12 protein-coding genes and 1 riboswitch are annotated in these 14,712 nt (G+C 32.4%); of the genes, 7 read left to right on the top strand and 5 right to left on the bottom strand.

What is annotated here, in order from left to right; translation table 11 throughout:
* Positions 1-103 precede the first annotated feature (103 nt).
* The 4 genes from R9X47_RS14255 to R9X47_RS14240 all read right to left on the bottom strand — a co-directional run bounded on the left by R9X47_RS14255 (position 104) and on the right by R9X47_RS14240 (position 4,635).
* Positions 104-1,351, bottom strand: a complete 1,248-nt coding sequence (locus tag R9X47_RS14255; RefSeq protein WP_432667527.1) for an aminotransferase class I/II-fold pyridoxal phosphate-dependent enzyme — start codon at positions 1,349-1,351, stop codon at positions 104-106.
* Between the two features lie 190 nt (positions 1,352-1,541).
* The gene (locus R9X47_RS14250; protein ID WP_432667526.1) at positions 1,542-2,423 is read right to left on the bottom strand and encodes a DMT family transporter; all 882 of its coding nucleotides are present in this window, start codon (positions 2,421-2,423) and stop codon (positions 1,542-1,544) included.
* A gap of 164 nt (positions 2,424-2,587) precedes the next feature.
* Positions 2,588-3,265: a metal-dependent hydrolase gene (locus R9X47_RS14245; protein WP_432667525.1), complete on the bottom strand. Its 678-nt coding sequence runs from the start codon at positions 3,263-3,265 to the stop codon at positions 2,588-2,590.
* 20 nt (positions 3,266-3,285) lie between these two features.
* Positions 3,286-4,635: a Na+/H+ antiporter NhaC family protein gene (locus tag R9X47_RS14240; protein WP_432667524.1), complete on the bottom strand. Its 1,350-nt coding sequence runs from the start codon at positions 4,633-4,635 to the stop codon at positions 3,286-3,288.
* A 186-nt stretch (positions 4,636-4,821) separates the two neighbouring features.
* Positions 4,822-5,008: riboswitch (Lysine riboswitch) on the top strand.
* 224 nt (positions 5,009-5,232) lie between these two features.
* Here R9X47_RS14240 and R9X47_RS14235 point away from each other — a divergent pair.
* The 5 genes from R9X47_RS14235 to R9X47_RS14215 all read left to right on the top strand — a co-directional run bounded on the left by R9X47_RS14235 (position 5,233) and on the right by R9X47_RS14215 (position 11,232).
* Entirely contained in the window at positions 5,233-6,438 is a 1,206-nt protein-coding gene (locus R9X47_RS14235; protein ID WP_432667523.1) for an aspartate kinase, read from the top strand.
* Between the two features lie 342 nt (positions 6,439-6,780).
* On the top strand, positions 6,781-7,104 hold the full coding sequence (locus tag R9X47_RS14230; RefSeq protein ID WP_432667522.1) for a hypothetical protein: 324 nt from the start codon (positions 6,781-6,783) through the stop codon (positions 7,102-7,104).
* Between the two features lie 379 nt (positions 7,105-7,483).
* Positions 7,484-8,458, top strand: a complete 975-nt coding sequence (locus R9X47_RS14225) for an LCP family protein (RefSeq protein WP_432667521.1) — start codon at positions 7,484-7,486, stop codon at positions 8,456-8,458.
* 214 nt (positions 8,459-8,672) lie between these two features.
* On the top strand, positions 8,673-9,881 hold the full coding sequence (locus R9X47_RS14220; RefSeq protein ID WP_432667520.1) for a hypothetical protein: 1,209 nt from the start codon (positions 8,673-8,675) through the stop codon (positions 9,879-9,881).
* Between the two features lie 34 nt (positions 9,882-9,915).
* Positions 9,916-11,232: a chloride channel protein gene (locus tag R9X47_RS14215; RefSeq protein ID WP_432667519.1), complete on the top strand. Its 1,317-nt coding sequence runs from the start codon at positions 9,916-9,918 to the stop codon at positions 11,230-11,232.
* A gap of 137 nt (positions 11,233-11,369) precedes the next feature.
* Here the strand turns inward: R9X47_RS14215 and murC are convergent, their stop codons facing one another.
* Entirely contained in the window at positions 11,370-12,767 is a 1,398-nt protein-coding gene (gene murC / locus R9X47_RS14210; RefSeq protein WP_432667518.1) for a UDP-N-acetylmuramate--L-alanine ligase, read from the bottom strand.
* Positions 12,768-13,276: 509 nt separating this feature from the next.
* On the opposite strand from murC, the gene purR reads away from it, so the two are divergent.
* Entirely contained in the window at positions 13,277-14,089 is an 813-nt protein-coding gene (purR, locus tag R9X47_RS14205) for a pur operon repressor (protein WP_432667517.1), read from the top strand.
* Between the two features lie 176 nt (positions 14,090-14,265).
* Positions 14,266-14,532 (top strand): septation regulator SpoVG, encoded by a 267-nt coding sequence (gene spoVG / locus R9X47_RS14200; protein ID WP_432667516.1) that lies wholly within the window; start codon positions 14,266-14,268, stop codon positions 14,530-14,532.
* The last annotated feature ends 180 nt before the right edge of the window (positions 14,533-14,712 follow it).

The raw sequence follows: 14,712 nt of genomic DNA, 5'->3' as shown, positions 1-14,712 counted from the left end.
CAAGGTTTTGAAATTTCAACGGTTTGGCTAGTACTGACGTACGTGCCAAGTCGGTGAATATTTCAAATAACGCAGAAATTTGCCATTCTGAGATACCCCCATTTTATCCATTAATTACATCATATATCTTTTGAGGTGCACTTTTACATTTTTCCTTAGACACAGAACATACTGCAAATCTAAGTCCTTTTTCAAGAGGTACAAGGAATATATTATCTTTTTTTAGCTTATCAGCTATCTCGGCAGGATTATCACATGGTATCGTTACGAAGAATCCAGATTTATATGGACAAATCTCTAATCCTACTTTGTTTGCCTCAGTCACAAAGGCGTTGGCTCTATCGTCAAGTAACTTTTTATATACTTCTCTTTCACTCTCAACCTTATCAAGAAGTTCCTTGTTATTGAAGATCTCAGCTAATACCTTCATAGCACTTCTTGTTCCATTAGACCATACGCCTCTATTTGAAAATTGTACAGTATTTTTAAATTCCTCAGCTATTTCCTTATTAGATGATACACAAAGCATTGCGCCGCTTCTCATTCCATACAAAGTATATCCCTTTGACATACTAAAGGATGCTATTGTAAGTATATTCTCAGGAAGGTTACTAAAGTATTTCATGAACTCCCTAGAAGAATTCGTTTCTCCAGCAAAATCTATATATGCAATATCTGAGAATAAAACAATTTTATTATTACTATCAATATTGGCATAATGCTTTAGGACATCAATTACTTGTTCCCATTCAGATAACTCTAAGGTAAATCCTGTTGGATTATGAGCAGGTGAATTTAAAAGAATAACCACCCTTTTCTGAGCACTTAACAACTCGCCTAACTTTTCCTTAAATGACTTAATATCAAAATTATTATTCTCATCAAATAAATTGTATGTAGCAATTTTTCTACCATGCTCTTCAGCTACCGTTTTATAAGGACCCCAGTACCAATCCGATGTCAGTATATAATCACCCATTTCAGAATAATTCCATATGGTATGTCTTATAGCCCCTGAACCACCAGGAGTAGCTACAGCTTCGATATATCCTTCTGGTAGATAATCTCTGAAGGTAGCAGTCTTTGCTGATTCTAGAAAATCAGGCAATCCTGCAATTGGAGCGTAGGCAGCTATTTCTTGAGGTGGTAAATTCTTTAGTATATCAATAACCGTAGGTAGGACAAGCAAATTGCCATCGTCGTCTAGAAGAGCACCTACCGTAGAATTAATAACATTTTCAAAGCCATATTTTGAAGCGGCCTCATTAGCTTGCCTACTGGCCGAAAAAATCTTGTCTTCGTTAACTGGTCTTTTAGAATGAGGTGCAACCATTGAAAAACTTTGACTCATAAGTATTCCTCCTATTATAGTCATGACACCTTAAAACTTTAGATAAATTTTATTGAAATAATGATCGCTTCTACATTCTTTCAGTAAAATTTATTAATCTTTAAAGTGTCATTACTCTAAAAATATATTTTCGTTTCAAAACCTTCTTTAAATTATAACATATTTTTAATAAATTAATACTTATTCATTCTTAGTCATCATTTGTTGTTTCATCTGACTGATTAAAGTTTTTATTATTCATAGCAACGTAATTGATAAATCCACCTATTATTATGAGAAGACCACCTGTGATACTTAATAGATCTGGATATTCGCTCCAAAGTATTACTCCTAAGATGGTTGAAAAAATAATATTAGTATATCCATATATAGCTAATCTAGAAGCTGGTGCAAATCTGTAGCCCGTTGTCATAAAGATTTGAGCCACTGTAGCAGAAAGACCTATTAAAATAAGCATAACCAGCTCTGCAGAATTTGGAACCTTATAGTGGCCCATTAACATAAATGGAATTGTGCCAAGGCATGAGAACATACAAAAGAAAAACACGATTATATATGGGGATGAATAGAGCCTTAACTGTCTTACTGTGGCATATCCTGCTGCAGCAAATATGGCAGAGGATAACCCTATTAATGCAGGTATAACAGTATAGTCAAATTGAGGCTTTATCACAAAGACAGCACCCAGTAATGCCACTACCATTGCATAAAGCTGATATCTGTTTACATTTTCCTTTAAAAAAAGTAAGGACAGTAATATAAGAAAGAAGGGAGACATTCTATTTAATAAAGCTGCATCGGATAAAGGTAATTTTGAAATGGCATAGAAATTTGCTGCTACACCTAATAATCCAAATGATGACCTTAATGATAAAAGCTTTATATTAGAACCTTTAAAACTCTCCTTGCTCTTAATAAGAATACTACCAGTAATAAGAACACCTACTAGATTTCTAAAGAAGATCTTCTGGGCAATAGGTATATCTGGTACTGATTTTACTGCGGCCCCCATCATAGCAAAAAAGAACGTTGATAAAAGAAGGCATATTATACCCTTAGATTCCTGTCTCATATTAAACACCTCGTTTATGTATATATTATTTTATTATATGAATTTATTCATCGTATTGATTATATATCATATAGGGAAAATATAAACCTTTATTAAGGAAATTTAAAAGAACCGAAAAAATTCGGTTCTCATATTTATAACAAGATAATAGACTACAACACCTATTAAAGAGAGTACTCATCATCAGATCCTAATATTATTATCTCAACATCACTGGCTTTATCCTTAAGTTCCTGAGGAGAAGCCTCAATTATTGGGAAGGTATCATAATGTATAGGTATAACTTTCTTAGGCTTAATAAACTCTATCGCCCTTATTGCGTCATCAATATCCATAGTAAAGTTACCACCGATTGGAAGTATAGCTAAATCGATATTTTCCATCTCAAGGAGTTTCATATCCATAGTAAGTCCTGTATCGCCAGCATGATATATCTTCTTGTCATCGATTTCAATGACAAAGCCACATGGATTACCTCCATAAACCATTCCTTCTGGAGTTTGTATTCCAGAGCCATGTAGAGCAGGAGTCATTTTAACTCTACCAAAATCAAACCTTGTTCTTCCACCTATGTGCATTGGATGAGCATTAACCCCATTTTCTCCTAGAAAAGCAGCTATTTCAAAATTTGTTATAACAGTAGAATCATTCTTTTTAGCGATCTCAACAGTATCACCTAGATGATCACCATGGCCGTGGGTTACAAAAATATGGGATATATCTGTAAAATCATCTGGTACCGACTTTGCCATAGGGTTTCCATTTAGAAAAGGGTCTATTAGACATTTGAAATCTCCACTCTCAACATAGAAAGCAGCGTGACCTAAGTATTTAAGCTTCATATAAAATCACTCCTTAAAATTTAATTTTTTCTAAACATTGGATAAACAAAAGTTAGCATAGGAAGCATGTAACATAAAAAAGAATAAGGTAGATACTCTGATGTTGGAACCTTCATTATTGATGAAACTAAGATAGCGTTAATATTCCACGGTATAAGTGGAACTATGACAATTCCAGCATCGGAAATAGTACGGGCTAAGGTATTTTTAGAAAGATTAAATTCCCCATAAACCTTTTTTAAATATTGCCCCGGTATTATAGTAGTAAGGGCCTGGCTACAGGTTATAGCACATACAGCAATACAGAGAATAGCTGTCTTGTGAATAAGATTCCTTACGCTTTTAATACTATTGGAGAAGCTCTCGATTAGAGGGGCGATCATTTCTGTGCCTTCTAAAATTCCATTTAAACCCGTTGAGATACCAATGACTAATAATACATTTTTCATTGATACAAATCCGCCACCGGACATAATCCTTCCAATCTCCACATTGTCAGGATTATAGCCTAAAATTATTATATATATGGTATCTACTATAGAAGCACCATCTCTAATTAGAAAAATAAGAACACTGGCTATTAATCCTAGGGTTATACTTTTGACTATTGAAGTTCTAAAGGCAATTGCTGAAACTAAGATTAATAATGGTGGCAGTAGTGAAACAAATTCAATTTGAAAGTTAGATGATAAAAGTTCCTGAAAATATTTAATATCACTTGAACTTGAAATATCATTAACAAGATTATTGCCAATGATCCAATATAATATTGCACTCAAAGAAAAAACCGGCAAAGTAGTTGTCATCATGTGTTTTATGTTATCAATAATATTGGTTTCAGTAATTGTAGCGGCTAAATTGGCACTACTTGACATTGGAGATGTTCTATCTCCTAAATATGCACCAGAAACTATTGCCCCAACTAAGGGTGCCATAGGTAAATCTAAGCCAAGGGCTAAGCTTAGAAAAACAGTACCAATAGTACTTATGGTACCGAGGGCCGTACCCAGAACCATGGAAATAGCTGAACTGGTAAGGAATGCAGCCAAGATAATATTTGTATTTGATAAATACTTAAATCCGTAGAAAATCATAGTAGGTATAGTTCCACTAGACATCCATATACTTATGAGCATTCCGATTAGAGACATCATAATCAGTATTATTAGAGCGCCTTTAACACCCTTGATAATCATTTGAAAAATTTCTTTGGGGGAATATCCGTTTTTGTAGGAAATCCCACAAGCCATGAGGAGTCCCATTAAAAGTCCATAGTATAAAGGTATGTTTAATATTAAAGTTATTATTATTGCAATAATTGTAACGATAATCGTTAAATATGTATACTTTGTTTCGATTGTTCTCTTCATATCTTACCTCGTTTAATAGTATTCTGTGAACATATTTATTATAATATATTTTTATAGGAAAACCAACTTTAATCAAGCTGTAGTAAGCTTTTTGGGCTGATTAAGAGGGATAGATGTGGTGTTGAAATATTGACAGAACGTAACAATTATGATAAGATACATGGAAATGAATAAGAAATCCTTTGAGTGCAAATTAGAGGATGCAATTATAATTAGTATTTTAACTTAGGTTTGGGGAAATCGTAGAGTTAGAAGAAAGGTATAATTGCCGAAATGTATTACTTCCCTAGGTAATATATTGGGACTATGCTTAATAAGTATAGTACTGTCTACGGTTGATTGCCCAATCTTCCGATGGAGTGCTGATTTGTGCGGGGTGAGAGGTATTTGATGATAATATCATCAGTCATGGCTGCCTTTTGCTCTTGGCTGTTTTTTTATTTGTTAAATTATAGAGACTCAACCTTAAAATTAAAAATATTCAGCAGAAAATAATGAAAGCTCCAATATTTTTTCAATGAATATTTTTTTCATTAAAGTTGGTTATCTATGTTAAAAAAACAAAGTTATTATTGTAAGTAAAGGCAGGTGAAATGCATGGCAAGAGTTGTTCAAAAATATGGAGGAACCTCCGTAGGAACTATAGATAAGATAAAAAATGTAGCTAAAAGGGTAGCCAAAAGAAAAGCTCAGGGTGATGACGTTGTAGTTGTAGTATCAGCTATGGGAAAAACCACCGATATACTTTTAGGTATGGCTGAGGATATCGCTCCTAATCCTGATAGAAGAGAGCTAGATATGCTTATGTCTACAGGAGAACAAGTATCGATATCCCTATTGTCAATTGCCTTAAAGGAACTAGGCTACGAATCTATATCTCTTACAGGAGTTCAAGCAGGAATAATTACTAAGGGTTATCATACAAAGGCTAGAATTACTGATATAGAAATTGAAAAGGTAAAGAAGCATATTGGTGATGGGAAGATAGTAGTTGTGGCAGGATTTCAAGGTGCAGATGAAGAAGGTAACATTACTACCTTAGGAAGAGGTGGATCTGATACTACTGCCGTAGCTCTAGCAGCTAAGCTAGATTCAGTATGCGAGATTTATACCGATGTAGACGGTATTTATACAGTAGATCCTAGACTTTTTTCAACTGCTAAAAAGCTTAACTACATTTGTTATGAAGAAATGGTAGAGATGGCAAGCCTCGGTGCAGGAGTCATGGAAACCAGATCAATAGAGATTGCACAAAGATTTAGTGTTCCTATATACGTGGCCTTAAGTACTGAAGAATGGCCAGGAACATATATAAAGGAGTTTGATGAGTCTATGGAAAGTAAAGTTATCACTGGATTATCTGTCAGTGATGATGATATAATGATAACTATAAACCATGTTCCTTATGCAGCAAGGAATATATCTATGATATTTCAAAACTTGGCTTCGAATGATATAAACGTTGATATGATTAGCCAGACGGCACCATCCCATGGATATATAAATATTTCCTTTACTGCACCTCAAAGTGATAAATTCATAATTGATAAGGTAATGGAAGATGTAAAAAGTAAGTTAGAAGGTATTGAAATAGATGTTGAAGAAGATATAACAAAATTATCAGTTGTTGGTATAGGAATGAAAAGTCAATCAGGAGTTGCAGCTAAGATGTTTAAGATATTTGCAGATAACGACATTGAGTTTAAGCAAGTGACAACATCTGAAATAAGAATATCATATACTATAAATACTAGCGACAAAGAAAAAGCAGTTATAGCTGTGGCAAAAGAATTCAACTTATAAAGGTAATTTCATTTAAATACTATGTGAAAAAATGATAAGAAGTTGTATATTTTGATATAATTTGAAAGCAAATTCAAGCAAATTAGAAAATTGCATAAATTTCCTTGATAAAATTTTAATTATTATAATGCTAAAAGCCATGAAATCATTTATAATAAAACTAAGGGAATTGCATTTATGTGCAATTTTCGGAAATCTATAGTATAGATTTCTTTAATCTGATATTCATACCCCCATATGAATATATATTTAAGGAGGGAAACTGTAAATTTGACAGTTTCCCTTCTTTTTTGTAAAAATATAATTAGGGTAAAATAGAAACCAGGAGAAAGGGAGATCGTTTTGATAAAAAATTTATTAACGTATGTTTTTAAGGGGTTAATTTATTCGCTGATATTTGCTGTGATTGGCGGGGCATTTTCTCTCTTTAAGGGATGGGAGTTTCTTAAGGGCGCATATATAGCAGTTTTAGGTGCAGGATCAGTGGCTATGATTATCTCAGTTGTTTTACTAGTAGGGACACCGCGGATAAGAAAAGAATACTTTGTAAGGAAAACCAAGGAGAAGTTCGAAGATCCAATGCGTGGTGGAGAAGGAATGGGACCTGCATTAATGGCTGTAGTTATGGTAATAATAGGATTTACTTTAGAAGCTCTCATGCATTGATAAATATAATGAACCTACAATTTATTATGCGTCGTAAAATAACATGTAATATCAGAAGTAGTTTTTGAGTAGTCATTAACAGAGGATAACATTTTAGCTTATCCGCTGTTAATTTTTTGTAATGAAAAATTAATTATCAAAATAAATTAAATGTATGATAAAATAGTATTTGGTATATATAATATCTGGCAAAAGATAAATCTCTTAAAACTGTTTTGATTACTAAATCGTGGATGTTTTTACAATACATAGGAAATTATAAACCTGCTAAAATTATGAATGAACATAATTTTCCTTATGTATTTCAGAAAAGCTGACTTTGAGAATCTTTACAAAAGACTTTTTTATATAGGAATATTTGTTGTGGAAGGTGAATTTGATGAAATCTTTTTTGAAAGTATTTATTGTTTCTTTTATATGCTTCACTCTACTCTTGGGTGGCGGAGTATTAGCATTTCTAAAAATGACTAGTGAATCAGATAATCAAACTGTGGGTCCGATAGAGCCTGATGATATAGTAGTTTCTCCAGAACCAGAAAAAACAGAAGTAAAGGAAAAATCAGAACTTGAGCAATTAGTAGAAAAAAGCAAAAGGATAAACATATTGTTAATGGGGTTAGAAGGAACGAGAACAGATACATTAATTCTAGCCAGTTTTGATCCAAAGAGTAAAAATATAGATTTAATCTCTATACCTAGAGATACATACTATCATATAAAGGGCTATGATTCCGCAGATCAGAAAAAGATTAACGCTGTATATGGACATAAAAAATCTAAGGGTGGTGGACCCGAGGGTGTTATGAAGGTTGCAGCAAATGTTTTAAAAGTACCAATACATCATTATGTTACATTGTCATATAAAGGAGTAGAGCAGATAATTGATTCCCTTGGAGGAGTTAAAGTTACAATTCCATTTGATATGAAGTATACCGATCCTTACTCTAATCCTCCACTTAGCATAGATCTTAAAAAGGGTACTAGAGTGTTAAATGGTAAGGATTCAGTTAAATTTTTAAGACATAGGCAGAATGATGATGGAAGTCATTCTAGTGGTGATTTAGGAAGAATACAGCGTCAACAGCAATTTGCTAAAGCCGCTGCCAAAAGGGCATTAAGTTTTAAATTGCCAGTGGTTGCCCACACAGCCTTTAAATTTGTTAAAACCAGTATGGAACTAGATGATATAATATACTATGCTAAAAGTGCTATAGGAATCTCTGTCGAGGATATTGAGACATATAGACTTCCTGGTAAGGCTGAGAATACTAAAAGAGCATCATATTATATCCATGATCCAAGTGCAACTGAACAGTTGATGATACAAATATATAAAAGAGGTTTAGAAGAGTAGTTAAAGCGGCTGATAAAGCCGCTTTTTATAATTTTTGAAGTCTAGAATAACTTTGTAATTTCCCTTATGTATTTCAATAAAGTCCATCCTGAGAATGTTCATCAAAGACTTTGTTCTTTTTATGAAGGTATTTATTAAAATTTGTAGAATAAATTAAGAAATATATGAATAATGTAAAAATTTGAATGTAAAATTATAATTTAGGTGATGAAATATGTTAAATAAAAAAATAATACTATATTTTATTTTTTTCATTATGGTTTTGTCTATTTTTAGTGGAATAATAACATATAGAACAATGGGGACAAAAAATAATGAAAAACCGGTAGTAGAGACAAAGGTTGAAGAGGTTGAGAAGGTTAAGGAGAGTATTGATGTATCCACAGAAGAGAACAGCGAAGACAAGCAACCAGATTTCTCTATTCAGGATATTTTTAATGAAATAGAAAAAATATACATAAAAGGCTATGTTAAGCAATCAAGCGTAGTAGAGCTAAATGGAAAGGATAGAGCAGTATTTGTTGCAAACTTTAAGGCCCTCCAAAAAGAAAAGGTTGATATATCTGAAATTAAAGAAGAAATAACAGACTTTGATTTATATGATTATGAAATTGATATATTCTCGAAAAATATCAAGATAAGGTTATATAACCAGAGTGAATATATGATAATTGAAAAAATAGAAAGTACAGATGACATGAAGTATATATACAAACTTGATGAAAGAGAATTTAGAAATTTTGTAACACTATTAGAAGAGATGTATATTGGTAAATTACTTGAAAAGATTTTATATCCAATTTCAGATAAAGTATATTTAAGCGCCAGGGATGAAAATACCATGTATGTTATGGACAAGAGAGAGACGAAGGGTTTGATTTCAAGACTTAAGATATTATCAATAGAGGACCAGAACCAGTATATTGGAACTCCTACAATGTATCCAAATTACGAAATAACTATTAAAAGAAATCCAGACTATAAATTCTATATAAAAAATCAAGAAGTAATGATTATTGATACTCCAATAGTATATCTATACTGCAAGTATGATAAGCAGTTATGGGATTATATAGTAGACAAGCTGCCAAAGGAAAACTCAGCGAGAGAAAACGAATTAAGATTTCTTATGAAGGCTGATAGAGTTGTGGTTAAAGACCTAGAAGGAGTATATGACCTAGAGAATAGTTCCTACTATAATGTTGAACTCCCAAGACAGATACTTAAATCAAAGCCCGAGAAAATAGAAAGAACAAGTGATGAAACTACTATTAATGAAGACTTAAGATTTGTTCTTAAATTTTCAGTAGAAGGAAAATCTAAAGAGGTATTAATATATGATAACTATATTGCATACGAAGATAATTTGTACTACTCGAAAAATATATATGAGCATATCAAAGCAACCTTGATGTTACCCTAATCGATTAAAAACATAACAGAAGGAAGATGAAAAGATGCGGTATTATTTATCATTTGCTAATAAGCTTATAGGTGATGAAAAAAGATACGAAAATCTAATAATGATGGGCTTAGCAGTTTTTATTGGTGTTGTTACTGGAACTGCTGCAATAGCATTTAATAAAATGGTAGATATTACTCGACATTTGTTCTTCGATCAATTATTTAGCACATCAAATATTTCCATTAGGCTTAGACTGTTTTTTATACCCATTTTAGGTGGAGCTACAATAGGTATAATTAATAGATTTTTTTTAGATAAGAAGGATGAAGGCTTTGGAGTATCAAGAGTACTTGAGGAATTGAGATATATAAACAAGTTTCTGATGAAACCTAAAATTGTTTTAATAAAAATATTACAGACAATTATCACCCTTGGTTCTGGATTATCAGCAGGTCGCCAAGGTCCCACAGTTCATCTTGGCGGGGCAATAGGGGCTACCATTGGATATAAATTTAATTTTAGTAAGACGAAACTAAGGATATTGATAGGTTGTGGTGTTTCGGGGGCTATTGCTGGAGTATTTAATGCCCCCATTGCTGCATCAGTATTTGTACTTGAGGTTTTAATGAGTAAGGAGCACCTCGAATACTTTGCACCTATTGTAATATCATCTATAACATCTGTAATAATAGCGAGAGTTTTGATAGGAAATAGTGCATTCTTTGTAATAGAAGGAAATTTTGGTTTAGTAAGCTATAGAGAACTTGTTCTTTATGTGGGTCTAGGTATTTTGATAGGAGTATTTGCAGTATTCTATATGAAGCTGATTGATTATATCAAAAAGAATATAGCGAGAATAAGGATAAACTCAGTATTCTATCCTGTTGTAGGAGCTCTGGGAGTAGCGTTCATTGGGTACTTCCTGCCCGAGATATTTGATATCAAATATGGAACTATCAAGGAAATTGTAGAAGGAAGTTATGAATTAAGACTTCTTATATTCCTATCCTTAGGAAAGATGCTTGCTACTGCACTTACTTTGGGATCGGGAGGAGTAGGAGGAGTTTTTGTACCTGGTATATTTATTGGAGCTACAGTAGGAAGTATATACGGAAACATTGCAGAAATTATGCAACTTAAAATATTCAATGTAAATACCTATGCTCTAGTTGGAATGGGAGCTATGATTGCAGCATTTGCAAATGCACCCTTAACTGGATCGATAATATTATTTGAACTAACTGATAATTACACAATAATTCTTCCTATACTATTATCCTGCGCCGTTGGTAGTGTTACCACTCAATTGATATTCCAAAAGACAATTTATAATATGTCTCTTGACGATATTGAAGATAAGAAACAGTAGAGGAGCTAAAGGGACCGGTTCTCAGCTCTAAGATTTTGCTAAAATCTATCCTCAGGAAATGATTTCAATAAAAAAGATTAAGTCAATATAAGACTTAATCTTTTTAAATCTAAAGTATAATTCTAGACAAGCTTGCTCTACACTGCACTATTGACGTTCTTGCTTATCAGCATATTACCAACCTCGTATATATTACCAGCACCCATAGTCAATACAATATCGTTACCCTCTGTGTTTTTCTCAAGATAGCTAACTATCTCTTCGAAAGAATCAATATATACTACATTATAGCCTTCTTTTCTGATATGTTCTACTAAATGCTTCGAATGAATCTCACCTGTATCCTTTTCTCTGGCAGCATATATGTCGCTAATAATAATTTTATCGGCATCACCAAAGGATTTAGCAAAATCTAATAATAAAGCCTTAGTTCTTGTATAGGTGTGGGGCTGGAAAACACACCAAATTTTATTATGTGGGAATTTTTTCACAGCACCTAAAGTTGCCTTTATCTCAGTTGGGTGATGTGCATAATCATCAATCACCTTAATATTATTCCATTCACCTAAAATGTCAAAGCGTCTATGTGTACCTTTAAATACACTTAACTTTTCTTTGATTTTATCTGGCTCAGCTCCAAGAGTATAGGTCGTCGCTATAGCAGCAAGAGCATTATATATATTATGTTGGCCAGGTATATCTAGAGTAAAACGCTCGAGAACTGTTCCTTTATAAACGACATCAAAGGAAGGGTATCCAGCTTCGTTAAATGTAATATTTTTTGCTTGGAAATCACTATCCAAGTTTATTCCGCAGGTTATGATATTACAATTAGCATGGGATACTAATTTTCGAACATCGTAGTCATCATTATTCAATATAAGATGACCTTTTTTAGGTATAAGCCTTACAAATTTTGAAAAGGTCGAAAAAATATGTTCAAAATCCTTGAAATAGTCAAGATGATCTTCATCGATGTTTAATATGACACCTACATTGGGATTGAATTTCAAAAAATTCTCCTTATATTCGCATGCTTCAGTAATTAAAAGATCATTATTGCCTACCTTTACATTTCCGCCTATTTCTCTAAGTTCTCCACCTACTAAAATAGTCGGGTCAAAGTCTGCGTGTTCAAATATTAAAGAAATCATAGAAGTGGTAGTAGTTTTTCCGTGGGCTCCAGCAACAGCTACACTAGTCTTGTAATCGTTCATAAGTTTACCAAGCATTTCAGCTCTGTCTAAAGCTGGAATATCTAGGGATTTAGCCTTTGTCAGTTCTGGATTATCAGATTTTACTGCTGAGGTATAAACAATAATATCTGAACCTACCACATTGTCCTCATGGTGTCCAATAAATAGCTTAACACCATTTTTTTTCAACTTTTCAGTTATATGGGAAGATTTAATGTCAGAACCAGAAACATTAAATCCTTTATCTAAAAGTATCTCAGCTAATGCACTCATGCCGATTCCACCGATTCCTATTAGGTGGACTCTGTTTAACTTTTTATTTTTCAAAAAATCTAACATTATACACTCTCCTTGATATAATGTGATGGAAAACATAAACTCCGAAGATAGAAAATACCTTCGTTTCACCATACTGTAATTTATATTATAACTCTGAATAAAAAAATACAATTATTTACATATTACTATTATATGTATTATATCCATGAAATTATTGTACTATAATTCATTATTTAAAAAAAATATTAGAGGCTATTTTTTAATCGAAATATAACATGAAAATAAGGGGCTATTTCCCTCATTTTATAATACATAGGCAATTATATCATATTTTTATTGATAGAGGAAATGTTATAAGTAATTTAGATAAATAAGGAAATTATGTAATTTTAGCTATAATAAACTAGTATTAAAATGTAAGCTTAGAAAAGTATATGACATATAGGAGCATCAAGGAAGATAAAATTATTGAAAAAAAGGAAAATATGTGATTTGTACTATTGAATAAAACAAAAAAAACGAATAAAATTATATATAATAAAAAAATTATTCGAATAGGAGAGGAAAAGGTGAGCAAGCTTAAAAGAAATGAAAGGATAGGGGCTCTGGTTAAGATTCTATGCGATAGTCCTAATGAAATCCATACTCTTAATTATTTCACTAATATATTTAATGCTGCAAAGTCTACTATAAGTGAGGATTTAGTTATTGTAAAGAAGCTTATGGAAGACCTAAAACTTGGAAAGGTAGAAACTATTGCTGGGGCCTCTGGTGGTGTTAAATATGTGCCATATATGAATGAGGAAAGTACTATGCAAACCTTAAATGAGATATGTGAAATAATTAATGATGAAAGTAGAATAATACCGGGAAGTTTTCTATATATGTCTGACGTTATTTATAATCCAACCTACGTTAGAAAAATGGGAAAAATATTCGCAACTAAGTTTATGGACGAAAATATAGACTATGTTATAACTATAGAAACTAAGGGAATTCCATTAGCTCTAATGACAGCAAATTATTTAAATATTCCATTGGTTATAGTGAGAAATGATAACAAAGTAACTGAGGGATCAACTGTTAGTATGAACTATGTTTCAGGTTCTACTGGAAACATTCGAACTATGTATGTATCTAAGAGAGCTATTAAAAATGGGGCCAATGTACTTATAATCGATGACTTTATGAAGGCAGGAGGTACTGCAAAGGGGCTAGTAGACCTTATGAAGGAATTTGATGCTACCGTAAAGGGTATCGGAGTAATGATTGCTACTAAAGAGCCTGAGGAAAAATTGGTTGATGAATACTTACCACTAATAATATTAGATAACGTAAAGGATGAAAAGGGAATAAAAATTTATCCAAATGAAATCGAATAATTTTCTGTTTATATCACCCTAGAATGGCAAATTTTTATGTATTTTATAAGGAATAGCAAAAAAAATAAAATTTTCTTAAAATTTTGTCAAGTAGAAAGAGGAGTTTATCATTTTATGGAGAATAAGTTTGTTATATTAATAAACCTAAAATGATTGACGTGAAAGGTGGGGTTAGGGTGAATATTACGGATGTAAGAATTCGTAAGATGAATGATGAGGGGAAAATGAAGGCCATAGTGTCTGTAACCTTTGATGACGCTTTCGTTGTACATGATATAAAGATAATCGAAGGCCAAAACGGGCTATTCATTGCAATGCCGAGCAGAAAGGTTGCTGAGGGAGATTATAGAGATATAGCTCACCCAATTAATTCTGACACCAGAGCTAATTTACAAGACATCATTCTTACGGAGTACGAAAAGGCATTAGTTAGCATTAGTTAACAAAAAATAACAGCCTAAAACAAAAGTGGTTTAGTTTTTGTTTCAGATTGTTGATAAATTTGAATTTCAGATTTGTCACCAGCCTGAAACAAAAGCAATATCGCTTTTGTTTTTTTGTGCATAAAATGATATAATATATCGCGGAAAGTCTGATGAGATTTGAAATATAATTTAAATAAA

The organism is Wukongibacter baidiensis (assembly GCF_050888315.1).
In the GTDB taxonomy this organism is placed as follows: Bacteria; Bacillota; Clostridia; order Peptostreptococcales; family Caminicellaceae; genus Wukongibacter; species Wukongibacter baidiensis.
The sequence above is the reverse complement of the archived record's forward strand: the minus strand, read 5'-3'. Positions and strand labels throughout refer to the sequence as shown.

What these genes read in the sequence shown, in the direction of transcription:
- R9X47_RS14255 (WP_432667527.1), bottom strand. Translation starts at nt 1,351, where the DNA reads ATGAGTCAAAGTTTTTCAATGGTTGCACCTCATTCTAAAAGACCAGTT.
- R9X47_RS14250 (WP_432667526.1), bottom strand. Translation starts at nt 2,423, where the DNA reads ATGAGACAGGAATCTAAGGGTATAATATGCCTTCTTTTATCAACGTTC.
- R9X47_RS14245 (WP_432667525.1), bottom strand. Translation starts at nt 3,265, where the DNA reads ATGAAGCTTAAATACTTAGGTCACGCTGCTTTCTATGTTGAGAGTGGA.
- R9X47_RS14240 (WP_432667524.1), bottom strand. Translation starts at nt 4,635, where the DNA reads ATGAAGAGAACAATCGAAACAAAGTATACATATTTAACGATTATCGTT.
- R9X47_RS14235 (WP_432667523.1), top strand. Translation starts at nt 5,233, where the DNA reads ATGGCAAGAGTTGTTCAAAAATATGGAGGAACCTCCGTAGGAACTATA.
- R9X47_RS14225 (WP_432667521.1), top strand. Translation starts at nt 7,484, where the DNA reads ATGAAATCTTTTTTGAAAGTATTTATTGTTTCTTTTATATGCTTCACT.
- R9X47_RS14220 (WP_432667520.1), top strand. Translation starts at nt 8,673, where the DNA reads ATGTTAAATAAAAAAATAATACTATATTTTATTTTTTTCATTATGGTT.
- R9X47_RS14215 (WP_432667519.1), top strand. Translation starts at nt 9,916, where the DNA reads ATGCGGTATTATTTATCATTTGCTAATAAGCTTATAGGTGATGAAAAA.
- murC (WP_432667518.1), bottom strand. Translation starts at nt 12,767, where the DNA reads ATGTTAGATTTTTTGAAAAATAAAAAGTTAAACAGAGTCCACCTAATA.